Below are 26,130 nucleotides of genomic sequence, written 5' to 3'. Positions count from 1 at the left end.
CATACATATGGTCATCCTAATTCTCATCATCACATTGCTGCTTTATGGCGGTCTAGTCTATTATATTGGCTGGCGGGGATATCGCTGGCTCCGTCCGGAATCGTCAAGTCGCCGCTTCAAATTAATTTACAGCTTCATCGTAGTACTGGCAGCCAGCTCTTTAATTGTCGGTTTTACATCGGGAATCACCTTTATAAATATTGTGGGTGCTTACTGGATGGCCTGCTTTTATTTACTGTTGCTAATAGTTCCTCTTGCTCATATAACAGTTATGCTACTGCGTTATACCAGGCTACCGAGACACGGGACACAAAAGTGGGCTGGTTTCGTCACTTTGGGTCTAGTTGTATTTTTTCTAGCATACGGCACATATAACGCATACAGTCCAGTTGTTCGCGACTATGATATTAAGATAGCAAAAGGCTCCTCAAATCTGGATGGTCTTCATATTGCCATGGCGGCAGATACACACTTTGGTTTGCTGTCTGGTAAAAGTCACGCTGAGCGGTTAGTTAAGGAAATCAATGCACTCAATCCAGATATAATCTTACTACCTGGTGATCTCTTTGATGATGATATTCAACCATTTTTTGATCAGAGAATAGATCAGATATTATCTAAGCTTGATGCACCTTACGGAGTTTATGCATCGCTTGGCAATCATGATAGGCATGACGGTACCATGCAGGAACTAATAGATGCATTGGAGAACAGCGGAATCAATATACTTTACGATGATATAGTAGAGGTTCAAGGGAAATTTACGCTCATTGGTCGAAAAGACCGCATCGACAAGGACAGGTTACCTTTAGATTCACTGATGGATGATGTGAACCTTTCAAATCCAACTATTTTATTGGATCACCAGCCATATGAGCTTGATATTGCACAGCAGCAAGGCATTGACTTGATGGTGTCAGGTCATACGCATGGGGGACAAGTCTTCCCAGGCAATTTAATTACTAGTGCTATTTATGAAAATGATTGGGGACATCTGCAAAAGGAAACGATGCATTCTGTTGTGACATCCGGTTTTGGCTTTTGGGGTCCGCCGATTCGGATTGGTACACGCTCAGAGATAGTGATGATACAAATCGAGTTTGAATAAATGGTGCCGTTCCAAGCTGCAAAGTGACATTCCAAATAGAAGGGGCAATAAGTCTAGAGAGGCCATCGACGTAAACGATGGGTTAAGGCTTATTGCTCACCACACGAGAGAGGGAGGCGAATAAATTCTACTTTATTAATTTGAACTCCCTGAAATAAATCCAATACCAGTACCTACCCATATTCCTATTAATATACTGATTGTAAATAAGCCGATTCCCATACCTTCCCAACCACCAACTCCAATTACGCTAAAAATAATTACCCCAATGCACATCATACTTAATACAGTAGAAGTAGAAAATAAAGATTTTCTTGAAACTTTACGAGATATTATGAACATACCAATTGCAAACACAATGCCGCAAAGCAATATAGGAGTCCATCCTTCTAACATCAAAGCATCCATTTAATTACCTCCTGTGAAGTTTTTCCGCAAAATACCTAAGATTTTTACTTGAAAAATTTCATCTTAACTTGATTTATTCATAGTTAACTTTAATGGGACCATATCGCGACCAGCCATTGTATCCGCTAAATTCGAACTTTAAAAATCCAATGGGTTCTACTTCATGTATCGTTAAAACAACTACTGCTTTTGATGGTTCCCTTGTATTATAATAAGCTAAACTCTCTTCCGCTTTTCCACCGTTATCAATGTAGTAATGCAAATACAAGCTTGTATCACTTGATTTAATCTCTTTGCTGCTTCCAGTAATTTGGGCTGACTCTCCAGCTTTAAGACTTTTTATCGTCCCGACCTCTTCAAAGACTCCGTAAGTGGCACTATATGAAAAAATTAAATTAGAGAGATCTTGATTACTCAAATTATTAACCTCTATAGTAACTCCTTTATCATAATCTCTAAACTCTCCTTGGTTTTCCATTTCCCAAGTGTATAAAACATAATAAATAAATATTACAAATGCAACGATTGGCAATGTAAAAGTAAGTACTACAGCTCCAACTATCTTCTTCAAAATAATATCCTTCTCCCTTTCGAGTATATACTCTTTTAGGACCATAATTCTTATTTTAACATAAATATCCAATTCAAAGGTTTACCTGAAAATAAACGAGTGGAGTATTTCTGAAATAATTTTCTATAGTAGCATTATATAAGCAAACTATTAAAAGGCAAGAGTGCTGATTTAACAGCATTCTTGCCTAATTTAAAATAATAAATTATATAATTATTGTTCTAATATATTAAGTAGATCATGTAAACTTTTAATAGTATACGTAGGCTGAACTTCCTCCGATACCTGCTTAGCTTCACGATTAATCCATACGGATTGAATACCCGCACGAGATGCTCCAAGGATATCGGTCATTAAATTGTCTCCAACCATTAATGCTTCTTCCTTGCTAACTGAAACGAGCTCAAGGGCATGCTTAAAAATAGATGGATCTGGTTTTCCCTTTCCGAATGCTCCAGAGATTATAATATGATCGAAGTATGGTGAAATTTCTGGAGTAATTTCAAGCTTTGTGTTTTGCAGGCTTGGCGAGCCATTTGTCATTAGTAGTAGCGTATAGTTATTCTTTAATATGTCTAGTACTTCAAATGTTTCTTCATATACAAAAGGGCTTTCCTTGCGCATACGTGGAAAATAACTTGCTAGTTCCTTTCCAAGGGTCTCATCCTCGATGCCAAGCTTTTGTAAGCCTTGTGTCCAAGCATGTTGTTGATAGTCTGCAATTAGTAGCTTCATCTTTTGAAAATCTTCACCTGGATCATCAAATGTACCCCATAGTCCTTCAAAAGGATTAATACCAATCATTTGGGTGAATGGACGTGTTTCATATGAATCATATAACTGGCTTGCAGAATCACGAACGGATTTTTCGAGCTCTTCAGAATTTACGCCAGCCTTTGCAGCAGCATAATCACAGGTTTTCTGAAAAGCCGTTTCTACGCTTTTCTTGTCCCATAGTAAGGTGTCGTCCAAATCAAAAAATACAGCCTTTTTCTTCATCTATGTACCCCCTCCACTAACTTACTTATTACTTTACCTCAGTAAAGGGATGTATGTCACTACCGTTAGTTAAAATGTTAATAATGTATTGAGCGGGCCTTCTGTGCGAATAATATCTTCAATTGATTTAATCGGAATAGGGAAGTATGGAAAACCATATACATAAGGGGTAATTTCATAAAGTTGAAAGTATATGACGATAGTATGATCCGCCAGATAGTAATCCTGATCGGGTCTGATAGTAGTGAAATCTTCTAAAAGAGGAACATCCCAGGCTTCTATTTTCTTCGAAATAATTTGAGAAAGCTTTTCTACATAATTGCTATTTGGATTGAACAAGTCTTTTAATGCATATTGCTTGCCAGTCGTAACATCAAAGGTTAATGACTTGGTAATAGTTAAACCATGAGCACCACCTGTAAAGGAATAAACGGTAAGACTTAGACTTAAAATATTTCGCTCGTTTGTCTTAATTTCATAAGTTCCTACCATCTCCACTAATGACTCATTATAAAAGCCCTGTTCAATGAGTAAATTATTTAAAAGAGAAACAATATCTCCATTAATCTTTTTTTCTGTTAAAGAATGAGGTAAGTTAGTAATATGAGGATAATTAACAGAAATGTTAGGTTTTGAATGGGTAATGTTTTTGTTTGTAACGCAAACTGGAAAATCCACTGTTCACAACCTTTCAAACATAATAGTAATTATATGAATGAAAGGAGTTTCATATGTTTTTAAAAAAAGTGATGATGAGAACTGATGAGAACATATTAAGGGAAGAATACCCCTTTACTATACCTACTATCCAAAAATTTAGGGAACTTGAAATAACAAATAGCGTCACCTTCTTTGTAGGTGAAAATGGCACAGGGAAATCGACTCTATTAGAAGCAATCGCAGATCAATGTGAGTTTAATACTGCAGGCGGAGGAAGAAACAACTACTATGAGGTAGATGCTGCAGAGAGTGCATTAGGAAAACATTTGAAGCTCTCTTGGATGCCAAAGGTGACCAATGGCTTCTTTTTAAGAGCTGAGACCTTCTACCAATTTGCATCCCACGTAACGGAAAGTGAAAGTATTGGATCCTATGGTGGGAAATCACTTCATGAGCAATCACATGGTGAATCATTTTTATCCTTATTTTTGCATCGTTTTAATGGGAGAGCTATTTATTTATTGGACGAGCCAGAGGCAGCACTTTCCCCGCAAAGACAGTTGGCCTTTTTAAAGATAATGTATGATTTAGTTCAGGAAGAGGATTGCCAATTTATTATTGCTACACATTCGCCGATAATTTTAGGTTTTCCAGAAGCGACAATTCTTAGCTTTGATGACGGAGAAATAGAAGAAGTGGAATATGAGCAAACAGCACATTATCAAACAACTAAATATTTTCTAGATCACCGGGAGAAATTTTTAAAAGAGTTATTGGAAGGTGATTAGATGCCAGTGATTTTAGATTATCTAGATGAGATGCTTTATGCAATTATGATTTTTTTACCGGTCCTGATTATTTGGCGGCTAATCAGATGGAAAAGGCGTGGTTTTCATTTAAGGGAAGGGTTCTACGAGCTTGGCGTGCTATTTCTGATTGCTGTATTAGTGGGATTATTTTCACAGACTATTGTTCCAAAGCCTAAAGAGGAGCAAGCATATGTGCACAGTATAAACTTAGAATTATTTCGAGTAATAGAGGAAACTTGGAATGCTATTATTTACTTAGGGTATTGGGAACCCTTTTATATTAACTTCCTTGGCAATATTGCTCTGTTTGTACCACTAGGTTTTCTTTTTCCACTTCTTTTTAGACGTATGGAGATTTTTCCCTTTCCTGTACTCATTGGCTTCTTTATTTCGCTATTTATAGAAATCGTACAGATTCCACAAAATAGAAGTAGTGACGTAGATGACCTTTGGTTAAATAGCTTAGGAGCGCTAGTAGGATATATTTTTTATCTAATTATTAAAAGGAAATTCCCTGCTTTTTGTAGGGTGTTCAAAAAAATTCAACCTACGAGTTTATAATGGTTCCGGTTTGGGTAAATATGAAACGGACAGTATAAAGCAAGGAGACATCAAGAATGATGATACAGAAGGACACACAAACAGAAAAAAGAAGAGACAATATTATAGAGGATTTAGTAAACAAAGGTGTTTTTAAAATTGATGGAAAACAATTATATGAACTGAATTTTTATCAATTAATGAAGCAATATATAAATGATGAGAAACAAACAAATTAGTGCCTATTAAAAGGCACTTTTTTTAATTGCATTAATCTACTTATATGGCTAATGGTCGATAATAAAAATGTGGTACACTTGATTCAAACACAGATGAGGTGGAGAAAAACTTGACAGTTATACAGAATTTAAATGAAACATTACAAAAAAAATGGGCAGAGGCTGAATTTGCATTTGAAATGCCTATCCAAACCCAACTAATCCCGCATATGCTTAACGGTTCAGATATAGTAGCAGAGTCCCCGACAGGAACAGGTAAGACATTGGCTTACGTTCTTCCTTTACTACAAAAGGTTGATCCTTCTAAGAAACAGATACAAGCGCTAGTCGTAGTCCCTTCACAAGAATTAGGGATGCAAATTGTAGAGGTATTTAGAGAATGGGCTACAGGAACGGGTGTCTCTGTAGCTCAATTAATCGGTGGAGCGAATATTAATCGTCAAATTGAAGGATTAAAGAAAAAACCAAATATTGTAGTTGGAACACCAGGTAGGCTGCAGGAGCTTGTAAAAGTGAAAAAGCTGAAAATGCATGAAATTAATACAATCGTATTAGACGAGGGAGACCAGCTCCTAAGCAGAGAGCATCGTACAACTGTAAAGGGTTTAATAGATGCGACTGTTGAAAGACAGCTTGTCGTAACCTCTGCTACGATCACTGAGGAAATAGAGCTAGTTGCAGAGCGTATGATGAAGGAGCCTGTCCGAATCCATGTGACAGCTGAGGAAGTACCAGCTAAAGGCGAAGTCATCCATAGCTTTGTTAAAACAGAAACTAGAGACAAAACGGAGCTTTTAAGAAAGCTGTCTCACCTACCAGGCATGAGAGGGCTAGCATTTGTTAATAGCTTAGATCAGTTGCTAATGAAGGATTATAAGCTATCCTACAGAGATGCACCTATCGTTTCCTTGCATTCGGAGATGAAAAAAGAGGAACGTAAAAAAGCGCTAGACGATTTTAAAAATGGAAAAGTGAGTATCTTAATAGCGACGGATGTTGCAGCTAGAGGATTAGATATTTCTGGACTTACACACGTCATTCATGTAGATGTTCCACATTCTATTGAACAGTACCTACATCGTTCAGGACGTACGGGACGAGCAGGCAAAAATGGAGAAGTTTTAACACTTTTATCATATAACGATGAAAAAACCTATAAAAAATGGACAAAAGACATTCCGGGTAAAGCCGTTCAAAAAATATGGTATCGTGGTGAATTAATAGAAGGTTCATCCAAAACGATCGATAAAAAGGGGAAGTAAGTAATGGGGTTCCAACAAAATCTAGAGGAATATGCTGAGTTAGTTGTTAAGGTTGGCTTGAACATTCAGAAGGGACAACCGCTTTTAATTAATACCACTACGGATACGATCGATTTTACAAGACTGATTGTTAAAAAGGCATATGAAGCAGGAGCAAAAAGGGTTGAGGTCAATTATACAGATGAAGTAAATGCAAGATTGTTTTATGATATGGCACCTGATGAAGCATTTCATGAAGTCCCAAAATGGGTGGTTGCACAGCGGGATGAATTAATTGAAAATAAAGGGGCCTTGTTATGGATTGATGCAGATAATCCAGATTTGCTAGAGGGAGTTGCGATAGATCGGATTTCCAACTATCAAAAGGCTTCAGGTAAGGCATTAGAAAATTACCGCAAGGCGGTAATGAATGACGTGATTACTTGGTCGATTGTAGCAATGCCTTCTAAAAAATGGGCAGCAAAGGTATTTCCTAACCTAAACGAAACAGACCAAATGGATGCATTATGGGAGCTTATTTTCAAAGTAGTGCGCATTGGAAAAGGAACTGCGGTTCAGCAATGGCAGGAGCATATTAATAATTTAGAGTCACGTGCAGCATTATTGAATGAGAAAAGATATAAAAAACTGCATTACAAGGCAGAAGGTACAGATATTGAAGTGGAATTGCCAAAAGAACACATCTGGCAATCTGGAGCTAGTAAAAACGCTCAAGCAGTACCATTTATCGCTAATATGCCTACTGAGGAGGTTTACACTGCGCCACTCAAAACTGGTGTGAACGGTTTTGTAAGCAATACTAAGCCTTTTGTCTACCAAGGGAACGTGATTGATGGCTTCAAATTGACATTTAAAGATGGTGAGATTGTTAAGGTTCAGGCAGCTTCTGGTGAGAAGCTTCTGCAAGAGCTTATTCAAACGGATGAGGGCGCAAAATATTTAGGTGAAATCGCATTGGTTCCACATGAATCGCCTATTTCAGCATCTAATGTATTGTTTTTCAACACTTTGTTTGATGAAAATGCCTCGAATCACTTTGCTATCGGAGAAGCATACCCGACGTGTGTAGAGGGAGCTAGAGGTTTAACAGCAGAGGAATTAGAAAGAATGGGTATTAACACTTCTATCGTCCATGAAGACTTTATGATCGGAAGTGCAGGTATGGATATAACAGGCGAATTAGCAGATGGAACGAAGGAACCAATCTTTATTAAAGGTGCATGGGCATTTTAAGGAGCTGATCTTCAGTGAAAAGATGGATAAGTTTACTTATGATTCTTTTAGTTTTATCTCCTGTGTATGCAGTAGAGGCAAAGTCGCCAGAGGTTTATATTCCTTTAGGTGATTCACTTGCCGCGGGTCAAACACCAAATATGGCAATTGATGCAGGATATACGGACTTAATATCACAAGAGTTAAAGCGAGCCAATCTGCTTGGATTCTACTCTAAAGGACTAGCATTTCCAGGATATACAACTAGTGATGTCTTAAAAACCGTTCAGTCAACTGAAGCGAAGGAACTTCTGGCAAATGCCACACTTGTTACCATCTCTGCAGGGGCTAACGATTTGTTGAGGCTAGTACAGGTTAAGCCTGCGAGTGGGATGGTCGCTTACTCACAAGTTTCCGCTAATTTTGCACTAAATAATGTTAGAAAAAATATGCAAGAAATCATAAAAGAAGTTCAAGCTACTGCACCTAAGGCTAAAATATACGTGATGGGATACTATTTTGCGTACCCTCATGTGCATGAGTCTCAAAAAGAAGGTGTCGGCAAAGAGTTAGATAAGCTCCATACGATTCTACAAACTGTAGCAGAGCAAAATGGAGCAACATACATCTCAGTGAAAGAGTCTTTCGATGGGAAAGAAAAAGAATTGGTACCAAGTGTTGGTGATGTTCATCCTACCCTAGAAGGCTACCGTCAAATGGCTAACTCATTCTTTAGTATGTACAATTCCCGTATGCTTGTGTATGAGCACGAATTGCCTAAGCCTAATCCGTTAACCTTTGAAGAGCTTATAGAAAATAGAAATCAAAGTAATAATGGTTCAACGCAAACGCAGGCAAATGCATTGCCAATTAATCGCTATCTATCGTTTACAAACGGTAATTATATAGCTATGGTCTTGCAACGTATTTTATCATAAGTAACATTGCTCAAATTTAATATCCTTAAAAGGAATATCAGCAATCAAATTAGCTGAGAACTTCAAGAGCCGCCAATTTTGTTGCTCATAAAATTGGCGGCTCTTTTTTGTAGTCTCTGCTATTGCAGAAGCTAACCAAAAATGGTAAAAGACTGAAGACAAATTCAAATATCTTTGAGTTTGTCTTCAGTCTTTAATTTCTTTTATATAGCTTTAGCTTAAAAAGTTCAGCGCTTTACTGTTTTTTTCGATTTCAATACTTTACGAACAATAGGATATACTACTGGTGCCCATTTAATAGCTGACTTTACTAATCTGCCTACTTTCATAATCAATCCGCTCCTTGCTTTTCTATACTTATCTTATTCCCATTCTAGAAGCAATTAAACATCATGACGCAATACCTTGATTCCTTGGACAATGTTCCAAATGAACAGAACTATATTAATCAACGTATATAAGCCCATAAAAATTAATGCTGTAGTCATGCTAGACCACATGTTTGTTGTGTCGCCTGTATAACTAAGTGGGGAAAAGTTTGCAAATACTGCTAACATAAGAAGCACAAAGAAAATAGTAGGAATAATATGTGAGATTAAAGACCTTTTTGCATGGTATTTTACCCCTTTATCTGTTGTAAGGAAGTAAACAATTATTGGAAGAATAAAGGGAGCAAATAAAATAGAAAAATAGGTTGATGCACTTAAAATTTTATTGGTATCCATACATGGTCTCCTCACATATTCTCGCTACTTTTTTAATTAGTCTAAGACAAACTTAACAAGTATGTCTTTATATTCCTCAACGGATGAAATAGAAACCGATTCCTGATCGCCGTGCCAATCAGAGCCGCTTGGCCCGAACTCTATGGCTACCGCACCCTTCGCTGCATAATAACGAGTATCTGCAGCACCATGCTGTCCGAATAGGGTAGTTGGAGTTTGTCTGATAGAGTTACAAGTAGCTAAAAGCTTCTGTATATACTTATCATCTTCTTTATTAGTAATAGCTGGAGTATGACCTTGGAAATGTATTTCACTGCCAGGGTATTTCTCTAAAAGTTCTCTTAACTCTTTGGAGATTTCCTCCACATCTTGTCCAGGAACAAACCTTAAAGAATAACTTATGATACATTCGTCTGGTACCATATTATATCGGTCTCCTCCTTCTATTTTTGCCAAATTTAGAGAAGGATATTCATAATATTCATTACTTGCATGCATGAAAGAGCATTTTCTTAGGTCTTGATCAAATAGCATGGCTTTTTCAATTGCATTTACTCCTTCCCACGGACGGCTTCCATGAGCAGATTTACCTTTTAGGTGGATATCCCATTGTAATATACCCTTTGCTTGAAGGCCTATATTAACATGAGTGGGCTCTCCACAAATAACAAAGTCGCCGTGGTGTCCCTGTTCAACTAAATGCTTTGATGTTTTTCCTCCGGTTTCTTCATCAGTAGCTATGTGTAGCTGTACTTTTTTCGTAAGTAAATCTTGCTGCTGTGAAAGAATCGAGAAAGCCTCCATCATCGCTGCAACACCAGCCTTCATATCTGCCGAACCACGTCCATATAGTCGATCTTCCTCAATTTTTGGTTCAAATTGTTCCGGGCTTCCTGGAACTACGTCAATATGGCCGTTCCAGATAATTGTTTCTTCACCTTTCCCAATTTCAGCTACAAGCATTAGTTTGTTGTTTAGCTCATACGTCTTTGTCGTAACTCCTCGTTTTTCGAGCCAATTCTTACAGTATAGCAGTGCCTCATTTGCACCTTTCAAATCATCACTCTTTATTTTAATTAAATCCGTAAGTAAATTAATCAACTATTACACCCCTAATAATAAATTTGTATTATTATATAATACCAATCGGGGTTGCATTCTAAACACCTATCGGCTACAATGAACTCAAATAAAATAAATTCGAAACCACAAGGGGCGTCGCAAGAGCGGCTGAGATAGTACCCTTAGAACCTGTAAGTTCATACTTGCGTAGGGATGTGGATGGAAACTGGCAATCGCGCGATGTCTGGCTCTGTCCCTTCGGCGTTTTTTTGTGGTCAAAAAAGGGGATTACAATGGGAAATCAACGTGTTGTGTTACTCGTGGAGATTGCTATTTTTGCAGCATTAGGCTATGTATTAGATTTAATTGGATTTGGTATGCCACAGGGAGGCAGTGTTACATTTGTTCTTGTTCCAATAATATTAATTGCCTTTCGTCGAGGTGTAGTGGCAGGTATAGTGACAGGCTTTTTAATAGGCTTATTGCAGGTGGTGACAGGACGCTTTTATCCAGCACCGCTATCATTTGAAATAGTAATTATGCAAGTAGGTATTGATTATTTTATAGCATTTATGGTTGCAGGACTTGCAGGACTATTAAGACCAGCATATATTAAAGCATATGAAAATCTAAATAAGAAAAAAATGACGATAGCGATTGTGTTAGGTGCTCTTATCGCTTCCTTTTTACGTTATTTAGCCCATGTGTTATCGGGAATATTATTCTTTGGGGAATTTGCTGAGGGTCAAAATGTAATTGTGTATTCATTAGTTTATAATTCTACTTATATGATACCAGTATTTCTATTTGCAGCTTTTATATGTTCCATACTATTCGTAAAAGCCCCGCGCCTATTACTCCCGAAGTCATAAGATATATGATATGATATTCATACATCTAAGTGAAGAAGGGATCTTGTAAAGATGATAGTAAAGACAAATGAAGAATTAGAGATGTTAAAAAAAATTGGTCACATTGTAGCTGAGGTTAGAGATGCGATGAAGGCGGCAACAAAACCCGGCGTGACTACTAAAGAGCTTGATGAAATAGGCGGTAAGCTATTTAAAGAAAAAGGCGCTGTTTCTGGACCAATGGGTGAGTATGATTTCCCAGGGTATACTTGCATAAGTGTCAATGAAGAAGTTGCACATGGAATTCCAGGCTCTCGAGTGATTAAAGAAGGAGACCTTGTAAATATTGATGTTTCCGGTTCATACGAAGGATTCTTCGCAGATACTGGAATATCGTTTGTAGTTGGAGATGGCTACGAGGATAAGGAAAAGCTTTGTCAGGTTGCAGAAAGCGCATTTAATCGTGCTATGACTAAAGTAAAAGCTGGTTCTCGTCTTAACCAAATAGGTAAGGCAGTGGAGAGAGAAGCGAAGGAAAATGGTCTACATGTCATCATGAACCTAACAGGTCACGGTATTGGGAAATCCTTGCATGAAGCACCTCAGCATGTGTTGAATTATTATGATGCATGGGAATCCACCATTTTAAAAGAAGGCATGGTTTTAGCAGTAGAGCCTTTCATTTCCGAAAAAGCAGAACATATCGTTGAATCTGGAGACGGCTGGACATTTGTTACTCCAGATAAATCTTTAGTTGCTCAAATCGAGCATACAGTTATCGTTACAAAAGACCAACCAATCATTTTAACTAAAATAGATTAAATAAAAAACGCTAACGAAATTAACTTTTCGTTGGCGTTTTTTTTATAAATAATATTCCAGCTACTAAAACAGCGCTTAAGAAGAGGGAAGCAGCAGATATTAATAATTCGTTGACATTATGACGCACAGCAATACCGATGAAGGCCCATATAAAGACTAAAACGATAGCACGATCATCAAAATGGTATCTAAAGTGTAAGGCAATTGCAGTCGCCAAAGTTAAGAATATTACCACCCATAAAGAGGTAGTTATTCCAAAGCCGCTAAACTCATAATATGTCAAAACATAATCAAGATTCGCTATAGTAGCTACAAAAATCCAACCTAGATAAATGGAAATAGGTAATCTTCTTTTCCAATTCGATTCATTACTTGAGTAAGTTAAATACAATAGGAATAAGGACCAAAGCAAGGCTAAAATTGTAATTAAAGCATAGCTAAAATGCTCGTAATGCCATAGGAAAATCCAAGAAATATTAAATACGCAAGTCGCTAGAAATAATAATACTCTTTGTAAGGGAATCTTCTGTTCGGTTCTATATTCTCTTATAATATTCCATATCCAAAATGCTAATAGTATATAAATGACAATCCATATGGAAAATACATAACCAGCAGGTGTAAAGAGGGCTGGAATCCTAGCAGAGATTTCCCCAGTCGTTTGACCATTAATAGGTAACGTATTAGCAAGTATATTAACAAGGATTGTTGCGAAATAACCGCAAATCAAAAGGATTATTTTGACCAAAAGATTCGCCTCCTTCTATATTTAATAAGTATACCTTTCAATCTAAGAGCACACAAATTCAATTATAGAAATTATGTGACAAAAAAATGAATAATTAAGAAAGTAATTCATGATATAATGAAAAATGTAAAAGTTTTTAAATAGGGGGAATATTCAGATGTTAAAACAAAATTATCCAATCGTGTGGGATTTAGATCGATTTTTCCTTGGTGGTAGCAGCTCCACTGAATTACGCGAGCACCTAGATAAAGTTAAGGAAAAACTAAAAATATTTGAAATAAATGTTAAGGGAATAGTTGTCCCAGCCTCAGCTCAAGAGTCTAACCAAATTAGGCAAATAATCGAGGAACTAAAAGATGTAGCCGTCCATTTAGCAGAAGCAGGGGCAGTTATTGGCTGCTATCTAGCTCAGGATACAACAGATAAAAAAGCGACGCTCTTACAAGGCGAGGTTGGTTCATTGTATGCAAGGTTATCTTCATTAATGATTACAATACAACAAACGCTTAGTAAGACAGAATCTACCGTATGGGAAAAGCTTTTAAATACGGACGAATTAACCCCATTTAAATTTATATTAAATGAATGGAGAGAGCAAGCGAGTAAAATGCTTTCCGAAAAAGAAGAGGATTTAATAACTACCTTAGAAGTAGACGGTTATGATGCATGGGGTCAACTATATAACATGCTTGTAGGGGACATCCATATAAAAATGACCATCGATGGGGAAGAAAGAACACTTTCGGTAGGACAAGCTGATAACTTAAGCTCGAGTGATAATGCTGAAATTCGTAAAAATTCCTTTGAAGCGTTAGAAAGTGTATGGACTGAAAAAGAAGAAGTTTTTGCGAAAACGCTTAATCACTTAGCTGGCTTCCGTCTGGCTACGTATAAAAAAAGAGGCTGGGAATCTGTTTTAGAAGAACCTCTTGCCATCAATCGTATGAAGCAAGATACATTGGATGCAATGTGGGGAGCAATCTCTAAAAATAAAGCACCATTTGTGGAATATTTAAATAGGAAATCGGAGATGCTAGGCGAAAAAGCGATGCATTGGTATAATTTAGATGCACCTATCAGTGCGTCTACCGAAAAAATGGAGTTCCAACAAGGAGCGGAATTTATCCTAAAGCATTTTAAAGAGTTTGGACCGAAGCTAGAAGCCTTTTCAAGAAATGCTTTTGAAAATGGATGGATTGAAGCAGAAGATCGTCCAAATAAGAGACCGGGTGGATTTTGTACAGGAATGCCTGTGTCAGAGGAATCCCGTATATTTATGACTTATAGTGGTTCCATGTCAAATGTTTCTACACTTGCGCATGAATTAGGTCATGCATTCCACTCATATGCTTTAAGACCAGTGCATTGGATGAACCGGAGATATGCAATGGGAGTAGCAGAAACTGCATCTACCTTTGCAGAAATGATAGTGGCGGATGCCTCTGTTCGCGAAGCAAAGTCCGAAGAAGAGAAAATTGCTTTGTTGGAAGATAAAATTCAACGCAGTGTTGCTTTCTTTATGAACATTCACGCTCGCTTCTTGTTTGAAACTAGATTTTATGAGGAACGAAAAGATGGCATTGTTTCTGCAAACCGGTTGAACGAACTAATGGAAGAAGCTCAGAGAGAAGCCTATGGGGATGCTTTAGACACGGTACATCCGCATTTCTGGGCATCTAAGCTTCACTTCTATATTACAGGCGTTCCTTTTTATAATTTCCCTTATACCTTTGGCTACTTATTTTCTTTAAGTATATATTCAAAGGCAAAAGAAGAAGGATCTGGTTTTGAGGAGAAGTATATTGCTTTATTACAGGACACAGCAGTAATGTCTGTGGAGGATTTAGCGATGAAACATTTACAAGAGGATATAACGAAAGAAGCGTTTTGGAAGAAGGGAATTGACCTTTGTATTCAAGACGTTCAAGAGTTTTTGCAATTAACTAACGCTAAAGGGTGACGGTACTTGATTTATCTAGAAGGAGCAAGTTGTTACTTAAGGACTTTAAATGTAAAGGATGCACCTGCTCTTGCAAATTTAGTCTATGACAACAAGTTGTACTGGTCTGTTTTTGAACCATTACACCAAGAAGAATATTATACTGCTAGCGTCCAAAGAGAAAAGATTCGTGAATCAATCATGCTCATGCAGGAAAAAAGGGAATATAGCTTTGGTATTTTTTCTCATGAACAAGATATTTTGATAGGCAGCATTTCACTTTATAGCCTGAAAAGAATGCCGTTTTCTAGTGGTTTAATTGGCTATTCGGTTGACCAAAAGCAAATTGGTAAAGGAATTGCGTCTGAGGCCGTTCGTCTAGTAAAGCAATTTGGCTTTAATGACGTTCAATTAAATCGAATAGAAGCTTATGTATCCCCTAGAAATTTTGGCTCTATCAAAGTGTTAGAGAATAACAAGTTTGTTCGAGAAGGATTGCTACGTAAACTGTTATTCATTAATGGGAAATGGGAAGATCACTATATGTATTCCTCTTTAAGAGGAGAATAATAGGGAGTACAAAAGTCTGTTAGCAAACTACCTTAGTTAGTTTGCCAACAGCTTTTTTATATGGAAGAAAAATGGAGAGTTAAGATATGCAGTTGTTATTACAATACAAAAAAAGAGCCTACCATATAGGCAAGCTCTTACTACTTGACGATTTCCCGGGAAATACATCATTTTTTGTCGATTTTACCGTCTGTTACCAAATCTAGTCTTCCTGTATGTGGATCGATAATTAGTCCATGAACTGGAATTTCAGAAATCATCAAGGGGTGATTACGTATCATTTCAACGCTATGTAAGACGCTTTCTTTCACATCTGAAAAACCTTCAAGCCATTCTTCTACTTCAATACCTGAGTTTTTAAGCACATTGAAAGTAGAGGGATCTACTCCACGAGCTGTCATTTTTTCAAGGATTTTATCTGTTTGGATGGAGCTCATTCCACAATCATGGTGACCAATTACATAAATCTCATCTGCTTGAAGCTCGTAAACTGCAACGATTAAGCTACGCATAATACCACCAAATGGATGATTAATAACAGCCCCTGCACTTTTAACGATTTTTACATCTCCATTTTTAAGATTCATTGATTTAGGAAGCATTTCTACTAAACGTGTATCCATACAAGTAAGAATAACTATTCGCTTATCAGGAAACTTAGTAGTTACATAAGGTTCATACAGCTTGTTTTCTACAAATGATTTGTTATAGGTTAGTATGTCGTTTAAACTTGGCATAGTAATTCCTCCTTCTTAATATATTTTATACGAAAAAGAAGAAATTTACTTAATATTTGTTTAAAGAAATTATCTTGCAATGTTTCTTTTGCGATCATTGATAAAGAAAGACTTCCCTGTACCGATTACAACTGACTGTAATGGTTCTGGTGCAAGGTGGACAGGTACTTCAATTACACCGCTAAGCCATTCCTTTAATCCTTTTAGCAACGCTCCGCCACCAGTCAATATGACACCGTGGTCTACGATATCTCCTGAAAGCTCAGGAGGACAAATTTCTAGTGTCGCACGAATTGCTTCTAGAATTGTCTCTAACGATTCTTTTAAAACTCCCTGTATTTGAGTAGAAGATAGTTTCACTATTTTTGGTAAACCAGTCACTACATCTCTTCCTCGCACTTCCATTACTTCTTCTGTATGAGGAACAAGGGCATACCCTATAGTCATTTTTATCAATTCTGCTGTAGGCTCACCAATTATTACATTAAACTCTTTACGTACATAGTGGATAATTGCCTCGTCCATTCGATCTCCTGCAGCTTTCACAGTACTAGACGCGACTACACCTCCGTAAGAGATAATCCCTACCTCTGTAGTACCTCCACCGATATCTACAATCATACTTGCTACTGGCTCATTGACTGGCAATCCAGCTCCAATTGCAGCAGCAACAGGTTCTTCCATTAGTTGTACTTCTTTAGCGCCGCTTTGACGTACCGCATCTTGGATGGCACGGCGTTCTACAGAAGTTGCTCCTGAAGGTGTGCAAACAATAACAGTAGGCTTACGTAGAGAAGTACCAAGTTTTTTGCTAGCTTTTTGCATAATAAGTTTTAACAACTGGGTAGTAACATCAAAGTCTGCGATAACCCCATCTTTTAAAGGTCTAACTACTTCAATAGATGTTGGTGTTTTACCTATCATCTTTTTGGCTTCTGATCCAAAGGCTATTATTTCTTTTGTTTTTGTGTTTACTGCCACCACAGTTGGTTCATCTATAAGTAATCCTTTATTTTTTGTATAAACTAAAGTATTAGCAGTTCCTAAATCAATACCGATATGTGAATTTGACAACATATGTCTTCCTCCATTTCACTTGCTCTACGTTATTATAATGGAAAATAGCACAATTGCCATTTGTAACATAATGGAATTTTACGTATGTTTCAATACTTTGTGGGTAGTAAGGGGCATTTATAGGAAAAAAAATAATGACAAAAACCTATTTTGTATTCGTTTTGTAATACAATCTTATCTAAAATGAAATGAAAAAAATAAGAAATAACAAAGAAAAGCGAAGGCGCCTGGTCTGCCCCGACAGGCAAATGGGAAAATGCGAGGAGGCAGTTTCTCAGCCACCGCAGTATTTTCCCATTTGACCCCGAGGGGCAAGGTGCCGGAGCTAGAAGAAAAGAAGCGACACCTAATAGGAGCAAGGGTGCACCTAAAAGCTATAGAGGTGATACCTAGAAAGTAGAAAATGTCACCTAAACCTGGGAAACGCACGTAAAAGAAAAGAAGCGACACCTAATAGGAGCAAGGGTGCACCTAAAAGCTATAGAGGTGATACCTAAAAAGTAGAAAGTGTCACCTAAACCTGGGAAACGCACGTAAAAGAAAAGAAGTGACACCTAATCGGAGCAAGGGTGCACCTAAAAGCTATAGAGGTGATACCTAAAAAGTAGAAAGTGTCACCTAAACCTGGGAAACGCACCTAAAAGAAAAGAAGCGACACCTAATTGGAGCAAAAGCTCACCTAAAGTATAGAGAAGTGATGCCTAAAAAGTAGAAAGTGTCACCTAAACCTGGGAAACGCACGTAAAAGAAAAAAAGTGGCACCTAATCGGAGCAAAAGCGCACCTAAAGTATAGAGAAGTGATACCTAGAAAGTAGAAAGTGTCACCTAAACCTGGGAAACGCACGTAAAAGAAAAAAAGTGGCACCTAATCGGAGCAAAAGTGGTCTTCTGTAAAGAAAGTAGACAAATTAATTCACAACTTTTTTTCTTCCACTACCGCGCTGTCGCTTGCTGGGATGGTGAAAACAGGATAGGTCACAACCATACCTATCCTATTTCCACCATCTCTGATTTTCTCACCCTGCAGCCAAAAGACAACTTTTATTGAACGCTTGTTCAAAGTCTACAGGACTCACATAACCCAACGTGGAATGCCTTCTTCTCGTATTATAGAATTGGTCAATATAATGCCCAACCGCTTTGATTGCTTGCTCACGCGTCTCCCATTTATGGCGGTAGATCAACTCTTTCTTGATCGTCGCATGGAACGACTCGATACAGGCATTGTCATAAGGATCTCCCTTGCGACTCATGCTGCCCTTCATTTCTCTTTCGGTCAATAATCCGGTATAATCCTGCGAACAATATTGCGATCCACGGTCCGAGTGATGAATTAGTCCTTCCCCTGGGTCCCTTATCATAATTGCCTGTTGGAGGGCTTCGAAGGGTAATTCTTTTTTCATATTGTCTCTAATACTCCAGCCAATAATTTTTCGTGAAAAAAGGTCCATCACGCTCGCCAGATATAACCACCCCTGTATAGTCCAGATATACGTTATATCTGTTACCCATACGGTATTAGGTGCTTCCGCCAAGAATTTGCGTTCAAGCAGATTTGGATAGATAGGATGTTGGTGATTGGAATCCGTCGTCACCACGTAAGGGGTCGCTGATGTCGCACGGAGTCCCATCTCGTTCATTCGTTTCCCTATTGTCCGCTCACACACGTGAACACCTTGCGCCTCCAAATCTTTTGCGATTCGCGGGCTGCCATAAGTTCCATGACTTTCAATGAAGCTGGTTCGGATCAGTTGGTTGATTTCTTCTTTTTCCTCTTGAATTCTGTTCCGTTTCTCTTTTTCTCTCAACCATTTGTAATAACCACTAGTTGAAACCTTTAAAACTTCAGACATCTTCACCACGCGAAACTCATTTTGATGTTCCTCTATGAACGTAAATATCACGTGTGGCCTTTGGCGAAGACATGCATGGCCTTTTTTAAGATTTCATTTTCCTCCTTCAGTTCTTTTTCGTTCTTCTCTAGCTCTGCTATGCGTCTTTTCAGTTCTGTAGAAGAGATGAGATGTTCATTATTTGAAAGCTCCTGCTTCTTGTTGTAGGCCCTTACCCAGGCACGAATTCTTTGCGGCTTGATCCCATGTTCATATCCTAATTCGGTTGCCTTTCTTCCATCTTCGATTACCAATTTCACCAGATAATCACGCATTTCTCTACTTGTCCTTATCATAATAAACACGCTCCCTTTATTTTCTATAAGTATGAAGGTCGTGTTTTAACATGTCTACTTTTTATACTATCTCTAAAAGCGCACCTAAAAGCTATAGAAATGACACCTAACCAACACGAAAGTGCACCTAAACGGTTGCACCCCATTAGTAAGGAACTATTGTGTTTTTTGTACAAAAAAACAACCGCGACTTTTAGGTCGCGGTTGACATATTAAAACTTATTAGTTGGTTTCGGATCGACGATAATTGCATCTTGGTTGTTCATTGGTTTAGAGAAGTAAAACATGATTACCGCTCCAATGGCTAAAATACCGCCAGAGAAACCAAGAATTGTAGCTATGAATAAGCCCATTTTTAACACCTCACTATTCATATTAATATCATTATAACTTATTTACACTAGTTTTGTAACACTAAAACATAAAATTTATGAATAGATTGTGATCAAAATGCCCAATTACCGTTTCTGAACACGGGTTCCTTAGTACCATCCTCTTTGATCCCATCAATATTCATATTTTCAGAACCAATCATGAAGTCTACATGAGTGATACTTTCATTCAATCCGTTTTCTGCAAGCTCTTCACGACTCATTTTTTTGCCGCCTTCGATACAGAACGCATATGCACTACCGATTGCTAAATGGTTCGAAGCATTTTCATCAAACAATGTATTATAGAATAATAGGTTAGAGTTAGAGATTGGTGAGTCATGTGGTACAAGTGCAACTTCCCCAAGGTAATGGGAGCCTTCATCCGTATCAACTAATTGCTCTAGTACTTCTTGACCTTCTTTTGCCTCTACTTTTACAATGCGACCATTTTCAAAAATGATAGTGAAATTATCAATAATATTTCCACCATAGCTTAAAGGCTTCGTGCTTGCTACATACCCGTCAACCCCTGTTTTTAAGGGAACTGTAAATACTTCTTCTGTAGGCATGTTAGCCATAAAATCTTCGCCTTTTTCGTTCGTACTACTAGCTCCGCACCAGAGATGGCCGTTCGGAAGTTCGATTGTTAGGTCAGTGCCTGGAGCTGTATAATGAAGTTTTTTATAATTTTTTTCGTTTAAGTAGTCTACTTTTGTGTGCAACAAACGATCGTGCTCTTTCCAAGCAGATACTGGGTCTTCCAGGTCAGCTCTTACTGCACTAAAGATAGATTCCCATAATGCTGGAACTTGCTCTTCCTGAGGAAGCTCTGGAAATACTTTTGCAGCCCATTTTTTAGAAGGTGCCGCAACTACAGACCAGCTAATTTTATCTGACTGAACATACTGGCGGTATTTTGACATAGCTTGACCTGCAGCTTTTTGGAAAGTTGAGATTTTACTAGAATCTATACCCTTCAGTAAATCGGGACTTTGACTTACGATACTCATAAAAGCAGCGCCTGATTCAGCAAGCTGCTCTCTTTCTTGAACTTTCCATGGTGGATAGAAGTCGAAAGAGTCTTTTGAGGCTAGCTCATAACGGATGCGTGTTAACTCATCATCAGAAAAATCTACGTAAACAGTCTTAGCTCCAGCTTCATAAGCTTTTTTAGTTACAAGTCGGACAAATTCTACCGTTTCTGTAGAGGCCGCAATATATAAATCTTGCCCTTTTTGTATATTTACTCCTACTTCAACAGCTAAAGCAGCATACTTTACTAAATTGTTTTCAAAGGTTGACATATCCATACATCCTTTCTTTTCTTAAGATTATAGTATCAGTTTATAGAGGGATTTATCAATGACTCTCTGCCAATTAAGACAAAAAAGAGTTCAAATTAATTGAAATAAAATTTATAGTTAGAAACTAATATTAAAATCCTGATATATTAACCGAAATAAAGAACAGAAATAGAATGTGGGGGTTTATGAATTGGATAAGTCTACAGTAATTGGTCTCGTCTTAGGAATTGTTGCGTTAGGTGTAGGAATGGTTCTGAAGGGAGTAGGATTAGCTGCGCTGTTGAATCCAGCAGCTATTTTAATTATTATCGTTGGAACAATTGCGACTATCGTAATTGGTTTCCCGATGGATGAGCTAAAAAGAATACCTAAGCTTTTCGGAGTAATTTTTAAAGAACAGAAGTTAGTGCCAGATCATGAAGTTATTAAATTGTTTTCTAACTGGGCTGATTTAGCTCGTAGAGAAGGGTTACTTGCATTAGAGAGTAAAACAACCGATGTGGAAGATCCATTTTTGAAAAATGGACTTACTTTAGCTATCGATGGACAGAATGCAGATTATATTAGAGATGTGTTAACAGAAGAAATTAATGCCTTGGAAGAAAGGCATTCCACTGGTGCTCAGATTTTCACGCAGGCAGGTACATATGCACCTACTCTTGGAGTGTTAGGTGCAGTAGTTGGTTTAGTAGCAGCGCTAGGTGATATGAATGATATAGAAAAATTAGGACATGCAATTTCCGCTGCATTCATAGCTACATTATTAGGGATATTCACAGGTTATGTGCTTTGGCATCCATTTGCCAACAAGTTAAAACGAAAGTCAAAGCAAGAGGTTAGACAAAAAACTATGATGTTAGAGGGAATCCTTTCTGTCTTAGAAGGAGATGCACCACGTGTGATAGAGCAGAAATTGGCTTCTTATCTATCTATGTCTGAACGTAAAAAAGTTTTAAATGAAAGCGGGGAGGCAGGCCTTGGCAAAGAAGCATAAAAAACATCAGCATGAAGAGGAAATGAGTGAATCTTGGCTTCTTCCTTACGCAGATATTTTAACTTTACTACTTGCACTGTTTATTGTGTTATTTGCTTCTAGTACTGTTGATCAAGAAAAGCTAAACCAAATGTCCGCGGTATTCAATCAAGTGTTTGATGGGGGGACCGGACTAATGGAACAGCCGTCGCCAATGGACGTACCTAGAAACAATAATAGCGGTGATTCCAATCAAAGCATGGCTTACATCGAGGATCAGCAAGCTTTATCTGAGATTCAAGACAGTGTCGATGAATACATAGCGGTTAATGCGCTAGAGAAACAATTTGCAACTGAGTTAACAAGCGAAGGTCTTTTAGTGACAATTAGAGATAGCATTTTATTTGACTTGGGACAGGCAGAGGTAAAAAAAGAGTATCGACAAATTGCAGAAGATATATCAGATTTACTGGTGTTTGATCCGCCTCGGAATGTTGTGATTACAGGACACACGGATAATATTCCGATATCTAGTAGTGTTTATGCCTCTAACTGGGAGTTAAGTGTTATGCGCTCGGTGAACTTTTTGAAAATATTAGTAAACAATAACACGATTGATCCTCTGTACTTCAGTGCAAAGGGCTACGGAGAATTCAAGCCGGTTGCTGCTAATGATACGGAAGAAGGCAGAGCAAAAAATAGACGTGTCGAAGTGCTGATACAGCCTCGAGTATTAGAGGATGGCAGCTTAAACGACCAACCCCAATAAAATGAAACTGACAATTATTTAAAATAGTTGTCAGTTTTTCTTTGACTTTTCAAAACAAAAGTTTATAATTAAAACAAATGTTTGAAGAGGGGAGGTTGTCCTAATGGAATCCAAGGAATTAAAAGTTCTGACCTATTTGCGTAACAATCCTTATGCATCACAACAAGAAATGGCAGATGCCTTAAAGATGTCCAGGCCAGCAGTTGCTAATATCATTTCTCAGCTCATTAAAAGTGGGAAGATTATTGGCAGAGCATACATTTTACCAGAGAATAAAGAGTTTATTTGTATAGGCGGAGCTAATGTAGATAGAAAGTATATAGTAAAAGATCAATTACAAATGGGTACTTCTAATCCAACTACAAGCCTGCAAAGTATAGGCGGAGTTGCAAGAAATATTGCTGAAAACTTAGGAAGGCTTGGCAATACCGTCAGGCTACTTACAGTTGTCGGAAACGATATGGAATACGCTTCTATCGAAAAGGCATCTAGTCACTGGATGAACTTGTTTTCTGTAGAAAAGCTTGTTAACTACTCTACGGGAACGTACTCAGCCGTACTAGACCAACAGGGTGAAATGCTTTTTGCCCTGGCTAATATGGATATTTATGATCAGCTAACAGTGGAATACATGAAAAAACAAGAGGCTTATCTTACCAATGCGCAAATGCTCATAATAGATATGAACTGTCCAAAAGATGTAATGGAATACATTCACGCATTGGCGGTCGGCAATAAGATTCCTCTTGCGATTATTCCAGTGTCTTCACCGAAGATGAATCGAATGCCGGAGAACCTGGAAGGAATAGAGTGGCTTATAACAAATAAGGATGAAGCAGAAACATACTTTCAAACGCAGATTGTGGATGAGGAATCTTGGAAACGTACTGCCGAGGCATTTGTCCAAAAAGGCATACGCCATGTCATTATAACGAATGGCAGTAAGGGAGTAGTATGTGCAGGGAAAGAGATTGAGACGTTGTTTATGCCTGCCATCCAAACAGAGCAGGTAGTAGACGTGACTGGCGCAGGAGATGCCTTTGTTTCTGGGGTTCTTCATGCTTCGTTGGATGGAGTAGAAGTAAAGCAGGCTGTGCTGACTGGGATGATTAACGCTACCAAAACACTCCAATCTGTAGACACAGTACGAACTGAACTAACAAAATTAAAGTTAACTAATGAACTGGAGGAATATTTAAAATGAAAAAATATCTAACGTACTCACAAGAGGTTGAACAAGGAATGGCACAAGGAAAAGCAATCGTAGCACTAGAATCTACTATCATTTCTCATGGGATGCCTTATCCACAAAACATTGAAATGGCAAGAAAAGTGGAACAAATTATTCGTGATAATGGAGCAGTTCCTGCAACAATCGCAATTATGGACGGGAAGATTAAAATTGGTTTATCCAATGAAGAATTAGAAACTTTAGCAACTAGCAGCAATGCTCGTAAAACTTCTAGAAGAGATTTACCTTATGTAGTTGCTTCAAAGGAAATCGGTGCTACTACTGTGGCAACAACCATGATTTGTGCGGATCTTGCAGGAATTCAAATGTTTGTAACTGGTGGTATCGGCGGAGTGCATAGAGGTGCTGAGACAACAATGGACATTTCAGCTGACCTTGAAGAGTTAGCTTCTACAAATGTTGCAGTTGTTTGCGCAGGTGCTAAGTCAATTTTAGATATCGGATTAACGTTAGAATACTTAGAGACAAAAGGTGTACCAGTAGTAGGATTCCAAACGGAAGCTTTCCCAGCATTCTATACTTCCACTAGCCCTTTTAAATCAGACTTCCGTATGGACGAAGAAAAAGAAGTTGCTGAAATGCTAAACGTTAAATGGGAGCTAGGTCTAAATGGCGGAGCGATCATTGCTAATCCTATCCCAGCAGAATATTCATTGGACGAGGAATACATGAATAGAATCATTCAAACAGCATTGCAAGAAGCTGAAGATAATGGCATTAAAGGTAAGGATGTAACACCATTCCTTCTTGGTAAAGTAAAAGAGTTAACAGAAGGTAAGTCATTAGAATCTAATATAGAGCTTGTATACAATAATGCAAGAGTTGGAGCTAAAATTGCAGTAGAGTTAAATAAGCTATCTAAATAAGAATTGGTCCTTCCCTATAAAAGTAGGGGAGGATTTTTTTATTTTACGTGCAATTGGTTTCCGCTATCGACCGCTTTCCATGGTATGAACAATAGTTAGTTAGGGCTTAGGAAGGAATTTCTGTCTGTAGTACCGAAGTAAATAACGGATAAAAACATCATTTGATTGGAAAGGTTGCTCATTATGTATATTCCGAAATATTATAAGGTGACAAATTGGGAAGAGATTAAGGAATTCATTCATACAAATTCATTTGGAGTTCTTATTACGACGAAAAAAGAAAAACCGATTGCAACTCACCTACCATTGCAGATCCATAATGAAGGGGAAGATTATTACGTCACAGGGCATATGGCGTATGGGAATCCTCAATGGAGAACATTTGAAACAGCTGAAGATGTATTGGTTATTTTCCAAGGACCTCACTCTTACATATCTTCTTCGTGGTATGAACATGAAAATGTCCCAACATGGAACTATCAGGCTGTCCATGTATATGGGAAGGCCGTAATATTGACCGAGGACGAGTTAAAACAAGACCTGACATGGTTGCTGCAAAAATATGAGAAACATCGAAAAAATCCTGTTTTATGGGAAAATCTTTCTCCACAATTGTTAGAAAAAGAACTGAAGGGTATTGTTGGATTTAAGATTAAGATACAAGAAGTTCAGGCTGTTGATAAACTAAGTCAAAACCGTAACGAAGCGGATTACCAGAACATCATTCATAAACTGTATGAGGAAAAGACTATGAACTCTCACCAAGTCGCAAAAGTAATGGAAAGGAAACTCCAGAAGGATGATTAATTATTATACATATAAAAAGAGAGCTAGCCTTTGTGTAAACAGGTTACCTCTCTTTCATTATTAAGAATTATAAAGTGATTACTTTCTTAAACTACCAAGTTCTGCGACGATTGCTTGCATTTCACTTGGACTAAAAGAATCTCGTTTGTTGACCATTTCATATAAATACACAAGATCATCATAGGCTGTAGCTTTAAAGTCCTCAGATTTCATGGCATCCACATTGACCATACGTAATTTTTCCTTGATTGTTTCAAGCATAAAGCTAATATTCTCAACGGAAGGTTGATTTAAATCCATTCTTTTGTACCTGCCTTTC

30 protein-coding genes and 1 riboswitch are annotated in these 26,130 nt (G+C 37.8%); of the genes, 16 read left to right on the top strand and 14 right to left on the bottom strand.

The features are described 5' to 3' along the window. Window positions 1-7: 7 nt before the first annotated feature. Window positions 8-1,108 (top strand): metallophosphoesterase, encoded by a 1,101-nt coding sequence (locus NSQ95_RS15530; protein ID WP_342559916.1) that lies wholly within the window; start codon window positions 8-10, stop codon window positions 1,106-1,108. Window positions 1,109-1,243: 135 nt separating this feature from the next. On the opposite strand, the gene NSQ95_RS15525 is transcribed toward NSQ95_RS15530, so the two are convergent. The 4 genes from NSQ95_RS15525 to NSQ95_RS15510 form a co-directional block, all read right to left on the bottom strand. Further along, window positions 1,244-1,516, bottom strand: coding sequence for a YesK family protein (locus NSQ95_RS15525; protein ID WP_342559915.1), 273 nt, complete (start codon window positions 1,514-1,516; stop codon window positions 1,244-1,246). Window positions 1,517-1,589: 73 nt separating this feature from the next. Then, window positions 1,590-2,087, bottom strand: a complete 498-nt coding sequence (locus tag NSQ95_RS15520) for a hypothetical protein (protein WP_342559914.1) — start codon at window positions 2,085-2,087, stop codon at window positions 1,590-1,592. 213 nt (window positions 2,088-2,300) lie between these two features. Then, window positions 2,301-3,086, bottom strand: coding sequence for an HAD family hydrolase (locus NSQ95_RS15515; protein WP_342559913.1), 786 nt, complete (start codon window positions 3,084-3,086; stop codon window positions 2,301-2,303). A gap of 69 nt (window positions 3,087-3,155) precedes the next feature. Next, window positions 3,156-3,764 (bottom strand): DUF3298 and DUF4163 domain-containing protein, encoded by a 609-nt coding sequence (locus NSQ95_RS15510; protein ID WP_340882262.1) that lies wholly within the window; start codon window positions 3,762-3,764, stop codon window positions 3,156-3,158. Between the two features lie 53 nt (window positions 3,765-3,817). On the opposite strand from NSQ95_RS15510, the gene NSQ95_RS15505 reads away from it, so the two are divergent. From NSQ95_RS15505 to NSQ95_RS15480, 6 genes are all read left to right on the top strand, one after another. Then, entirely contained in the window at window positions 3,818-4,534 is a 717-nt protein-coding gene (locus NSQ95_RS15505) for an AAA family ATPase (RefSeq protein ID WP_340882264.1), read from the top strand. Further along, the gene (locus tag NSQ95_RS15500; RefSeq protein WP_342559912.1) at window positions 4,535-5,116 is read left to right on the top strand and encodes a VanZ family protein; all 582 of its coding nucleotides are present in this window, start codon (window positions 4,535-4,537) and stop codon (window positions 5,114-5,116) included. Between the two features lie 56 nt (window positions 5,117-5,172). Next, window positions 5,173-5,334: a Fur-regulated basic protein FbpA gene (locus NSQ95_RS15495; protein ID WP_169360728.1), complete on the top strand. Its 162-nt coding sequence runs from the start codon at window positions 5,173-5,175 to the stop codon at window positions 5,332-5,334. A 110-nt stretch (window positions 5,335-5,444) separates the two neighbouring features. Next, complete coding sequence (locus tag NSQ95_RS15490) at window positions 5,445-6,596, top strand: DEAD/DEAH box helicase (RefSeq protein WP_342559911.1); 1,152 nt, start codon at window positions 5,445-5,447, stop codon at window positions 6,594-6,596. Between the two features lie 3 nt (window positions 6,597-6,599). Beyond that, entirely contained in the window at window positions 6,600-7,829 is a 1,230-nt protein-coding gene (locus NSQ95_RS15485) for an aminopeptidase (protein WP_342559910.1), read from the top strand. Between the two features lie 14 nt (window positions 7,830-7,843). Next, complete coding sequence (locus NSQ95_RS15480) at window positions 7,844-8,746, top strand: SGNH/GDSL hydrolase family protein (RefSeq protein ID WP_342559909.1); 903 nt, start codon at window positions 7,844-7,846, stop codon at window positions 8,744-8,746. Window positions 8,747-9,129: 383 nt separating this feature from the next. On the opposite strand, the gene NSQ95_RS15475 is transcribed toward NSQ95_RS15480, so the two are convergent. Continuing rightward, a complete protein-coding gene (locus tag NSQ95_RS15475; protein WP_340882273.1) occupies window positions 9,130-9,471 on the bottom strand; it encodes a DUF4870 domain-containing protein in 342 nt (113 codons plus the stop codon). A 36-nt stretch (window positions 9,472-9,507) separates the two neighbouring features. Beyond that, a complete protein-coding gene (locus NSQ95_RS15470) occupies window positions 9,508-10,572 on the bottom strand; it encodes a M20/M25/M40 family metallo-hydrolase (RefSeq protein WP_342559908.1) in 1,065 nt (354 codons plus the stop codon). Between the two features lie 100 nt (window positions 10,573-10,672). Continuing rightward, window positions 10,673-10,764, top strand: a riboswitch (TPP riboswitch). A gap of 62 nt (window positions 10,765-10,826) precedes the next feature. On the opposite strand from NSQ95_RS15470, the gene thiT reads away from it, so the two are divergent. Together thiT and map are read left to right on the top strand one after the other, a co-directional pair. Further along, window positions 10,827-11,405, top strand: a complete 579-nt coding sequence (gene thiT, locus NSQ95_RS15465) for an energy-coupled thiamine transporter ThiT (RefSeq protein ID WP_340882277.1) — start codon at window positions 10,827-10,829, stop codon at window positions 11,403-11,405. A gap of 51 nt (window positions 11,406-11,456) precedes the next feature. Beyond that, the gene (map, locus tag NSQ95_RS15460) at window positions 11,457-12,206 is read left to right on the top strand and encodes a type I methionyl aminopeptidase (RefSeq protein ID WP_342559907.1); all 750 of its coding nucleotides are present in this window, start codon (window positions 11,457-11,459) and stop codon (window positions 12,204-12,206) included. A 19-nt stretch (window positions 12,207-12,225) separates the two neighbouring features. Here map and NSQ95_RS15455 read toward each other — a convergent pair whose 3' ends face one another. After that, window positions 12,226-12,954, bottom strand: coding sequence for a tryptophan-rich sensory protein (locus NSQ95_RS15455; RefSeq protein WP_340882282.1), 729 nt, complete (start codon window positions 12,952-12,954; stop codon window positions 12,226-12,228). Window positions 12,955-13,111: 157 nt separating this feature from the next. On the opposite strand from NSQ95_RS15455, the gene NSQ95_RS15450 reads away from it, so the two are divergent. Together NSQ95_RS15450 and NSQ95_RS15445 are read left to right on the top strand one after the other, a co-directional pair. After that, window positions 13,112-14,914, top strand: coding sequence for a M3 family oligoendopeptidase (locus NSQ95_RS15450; RefSeq protein ID WP_342559906.1), 1,803 nt, complete (start codon window positions 13,112-13,114; stop codon window positions 14,912-14,914). Window positions 14,915-14,920: 6 nt separating this feature from the next. Continuing rightward, window positions 14,921-15,463 carry a GNAT family protein gene (locus NSQ95_RS15445; RefSeq protein WP_342559905.1) on the top strand — a complete coding sequence of 181 codons (543 nt, stop codon included), beginning with the start codon at window positions 14,921-14,923 and terminating at the stop codon, window positions 15,461-15,463. A 167-nt stretch (window positions 15,464-15,630) separates the two neighbouring features. On the opposite strand, the gene NSQ95_RS15440 is transcribed toward NSQ95_RS15445, so the two are convergent. From NSQ95_RS15440 to NSQ95_RS15415, 6 genes are all read right to left on the bottom strand, one after another. After that, window positions 15,631-16,200, bottom strand: coding sequence for a carbonic anhydrase (locus tag NSQ95_RS15440; RefSeq protein ID WP_340882286.1), 570 nt, complete (start codon window positions 16,198-16,200; stop codon window positions 15,631-15,633). A 69-nt stretch (window positions 16,201-16,269) separates the two neighbouring features. After that, window positions 16,270-17,277, bottom strand: coding sequence for a rod-share determining protein MreBH (gene mreBH, locus NSQ95_RS15435; protein ID WP_340882288.1), 1,008 nt, complete (start codon window positions 17,275-17,277; stop codon window positions 16,270-16,272). A gap of 1,017 nt (window positions 17,278-18,294) precedes the next feature. Beyond that, window positions 18,295-19,182: an IS3 family transposase gene (locus tag NSQ95_RS15430; protein ID WP_340883316.1), complete on the bottom strand. Its 888-nt coding sequence runs from the start codon at window positions 19,180-19,182 to the stop codon at window positions 18,295-18,297. Further along, window positions 19,179-19,466 carry a transposase gene (locus tag NSQ95_RS15425; RefSeq protein WP_340883315.1) on the bottom strand — a complete coding sequence of 96 codons (288 nt, stop codon included), beginning with the start codon at window positions 19,464-19,466 and terminating at the stop codon, window positions 19,179-19,181. Before NSQ95_RS15425 ends, NSQ95_RS15430 begins: the two co-directional genes overlap by 4 nt. 212 nt (window positions 19,467-19,678) lie before the next feature. Then, entirely contained in the window at window positions 19,679-19,819 is a 141-nt protein-coding gene (locus NSQ95_RS15420) for a hypothetical protein (protein ID WP_169361478.1), read from the bottom strand. A gap of 92 nt (window positions 19,820-19,911) precedes the next feature. Continuing rightward, window positions 19,912-21,144: an aminopeptidase gene (locus NSQ95_RS15415; RefSeq protein WP_342559904.1), complete on the bottom strand. Its 1,233-nt coding sequence runs from the start codon at window positions 21,142-21,144 to the stop codon at window positions 19,912-19,914. A 190-nt stretch (window positions 21,145-21,334) separates the two neighbouring features. Here NSQ95_RS15415 and motA point away from each other — a divergent pair, with 190 nt between their 5' ends. The 5 genes from motA (at window position 21,335) to NSQ95_RS15390 (ending at window position 25,811) form a co-directional block, all read left to right on the top strand. After that, the gene (motA, locus tag NSQ95_RS15410; protein ID WP_169361476.1) at window positions 21,335-22,138 is read left to right on the top strand and encodes a flagellar motor stator protein MotA; all 804 of its coding nucleotides are present in this window, start codon (window positions 21,335-21,337) and stop codon (window positions 22,136-22,138) included. Further along, window positions 22,122-22,886, top strand: a complete 765-nt coding sequence (gene motB / locus NSQ95_RS15405) for a flagellar motor protein MotB (RefSeq protein WP_340882292.1) — start codon at window positions 22,122-22,124, stop codon at window positions 22,884-22,886. Before motA ends, motB begins: the two co-directional genes overlap by 17 nt. A gap of 103 nt (window positions 22,887-22,989) precedes the next feature. Further along, complete coding sequence (locus tag NSQ95_RS15400) at window positions 22,990-24,090, top strand: carbohydrate kinase (RefSeq protein ID WP_342559903.1); 1,101 nt, start codon at window positions 22,990-22,992, stop codon at window positions 24,088-24,090. Beyond that, window positions 24,087-25,004, top strand: a complete 918-nt coding sequence (locus tag NSQ95_RS15395) for a pseudouridine-5'-phosphate glycosidase (protein ID WP_342559902.1) — start codon at window positions 24,087-24,089, stop codon at window positions 25,002-25,004. The genes NSQ95_RS15400 and NSQ95_RS15395 overlap by 4 nt, the downstream gene beginning before the upstream one ends. Window positions 25,005-25,187: 183 nt before the next feature. Then, window positions 25,188-25,811 carry an FMN-binding negative transcriptional regulator gene (locus tag NSQ95_RS15390; RefSeq protein WP_342559901.1) on the top strand — a complete coding sequence of 208 codons (624 nt, stop codon included), beginning with the start codon at window positions 25,188-25,190 and terminating at the stop codon, window positions 25,809-25,811. Between the two features lie 78 nt (window positions 25,812-25,889). Here the strand turns inward: NSQ95_RS15390 and NSQ95_RS15385 are convergent, their stop codons facing one another. Beyond that, window positions 25,890-26,111 carry a DUF1128 domain-containing protein gene (locus NSQ95_RS15385; protein ID WP_340882296.1) on the bottom strand — a complete coding sequence of 74 codons (222 nt, stop codon included), beginning with the start codon at window positions 26,109-26,111 and terminating at the stop codon, window positions 25,890-25,892. Window positions 26,112-26,130: the final 19 nt, after the last annotated feature.

Origin of the sequence: Psychrobacillus sp. FSL W7-1457, assembly GCF_038593405.1 — a bacterium.
Classification (GTDB): domain Bacteria; phylum Bacillota; class Bacilli; order Bacillales_A; family Planococcaceae; genus Psychrobacillus.
The sequence above is the reverse complement of the archived record's forward strand: the minus strand, read 5'-3'. Positions and strand labels throughout refer to the sequence as shown.

Bases quoted from the DNA above. Each gene is read 5' to 3' on its own strand.
- NSQ95_RS15415 (WP_342559904.1), bottom strand. From the start codon at position 21,144: ATGTCAACCTTTGAAAACAATTTAGTAAAGTATGCTGCTTTAGCTGTT.
- map (WP_342559907.1), top strand. From the start codon at position 11,457: ATGATAGTAAAGACAAATGAAGAATTAGAGATGTTAAAAAAAATTGGT.
- NSQ95_RS15425 (WP_340883315.1), bottom strand. From the start codon at position 19,466: ATGATAAGGACAAGTAGAGAAATGCGTGATTATCTGGTGAAATTGGTA.
- NSQ95_RS15475 (WP_340882273.1), bottom strand. From the start codon at position 9,471: ATGGATACCAATAAAATTTTAAGTGCATCAACCTATTTTTCTATTTTA.
- mreBH (WP_340882288.1), bottom strand. From the start codon at position 17,277: ATGTTGTCAAATTCACATATCGGTATTGATTTAGGAACTGCTAATACT.
- NSQ95_RS15485 (WP_342559910.1), top strand. From the start codon at position 6,600: ATGGGGTTCCAACAAAATCTAGAGGAATATGCTGAGTTAGTTGTTAAG.
- NSQ95_RS15505 (WP_340882264.1), top strand. From the start codon at position 3,818: ATGTTTTTAAAAAAAGTGATGATGAGAACTGATGAGAACATATTAAGG.
- NSQ95_RS15420 (WP_169361478.1), bottom strand. From the start codon at position 19,819: ATGGGCTTATTCATAGCTACAATTCTTGGTTTCTCTGGCGGTATTTTA.
- NSQ95_RS15495 (WP_169360728.1), top strand. From the start codon at position 5,173: ATGATGATACAGAAGGACACACAAACAGAAAAAAGAAGAGACAATATT.
- NSQ95_RS15385 (WP_340882296.1), bottom strand. From the start codon at position 26,111: ATGGATTTAAATCAACCTTCCGTTGAGAATATTAGCTTTATGCTTGAA.
- thiT (WP_340882277.1), top strand. From the start codon at position 10,827: ATGGGAAATCAACGTGTTGTGTTACTCGTGGAGATTGCTATTTTTGCA.
- NSQ95_RS15400 (WP_342559903.1), top strand. From the start codon at position 22,990: ATGGAATCCAAGGAATTAAAAGTTCTGACCTATTTGCGTAACAATCCT.
- NSQ95_RS15515 (WP_342559913.1), bottom strand. From the start codon at position 3,086: ATGAAGAAAAAGGCTGTATTTTTTGATTTGGACGACACCTTACTATGG.
- NSQ95_RS15450 (WP_342559906.1), top strand. From the start codon at position 13,112: ATGTTAAAACAAAATTATCCAATCGTGTGGGATTTAGATCGATTTTTC.
- NSQ95_RS15530 (WP_342559916.1), top strand. From the start codon at position 8: ATGGTCATCCTAATTCTCATCATCACATTGCTGCTTTATGGCGGTCTA.
- NSQ95_RS15525 (WP_342559915.1), bottom strand. From the start codon at position 1,516: ATGGATGCTTTGATGTTAGAAGGATGGACTCCTATATTGCTTTGCGGC.
- NSQ95_RS15390 (WP_342559901.1), top strand. From the start codon at position 25,188: ATGTATATTCCGAAATATTATAAGGTGACAAATTGGGAAGAGATTAAG.
- NSQ95_RS15395 (WP_342559902.1), top strand. From the start codon at position 24,087: ATGAAAAAATATCTAACGTACTCACAAGAGGTTGAACAAGGAATGGCA.
- NSQ95_RS15500 (WP_342559912.1), top strand. From the start codon at position 4,535: ATGCCAGTGATTTTAGATTATCTAGATGAGATGCTTTATGCAATTATG.
- NSQ95_RS15440 (WP_340882286.1), bottom strand. From the start codon at position 16,200: ATGCCAAGTTTAAACGACATACTAACCTATAACAAATCATTTGTAGAA.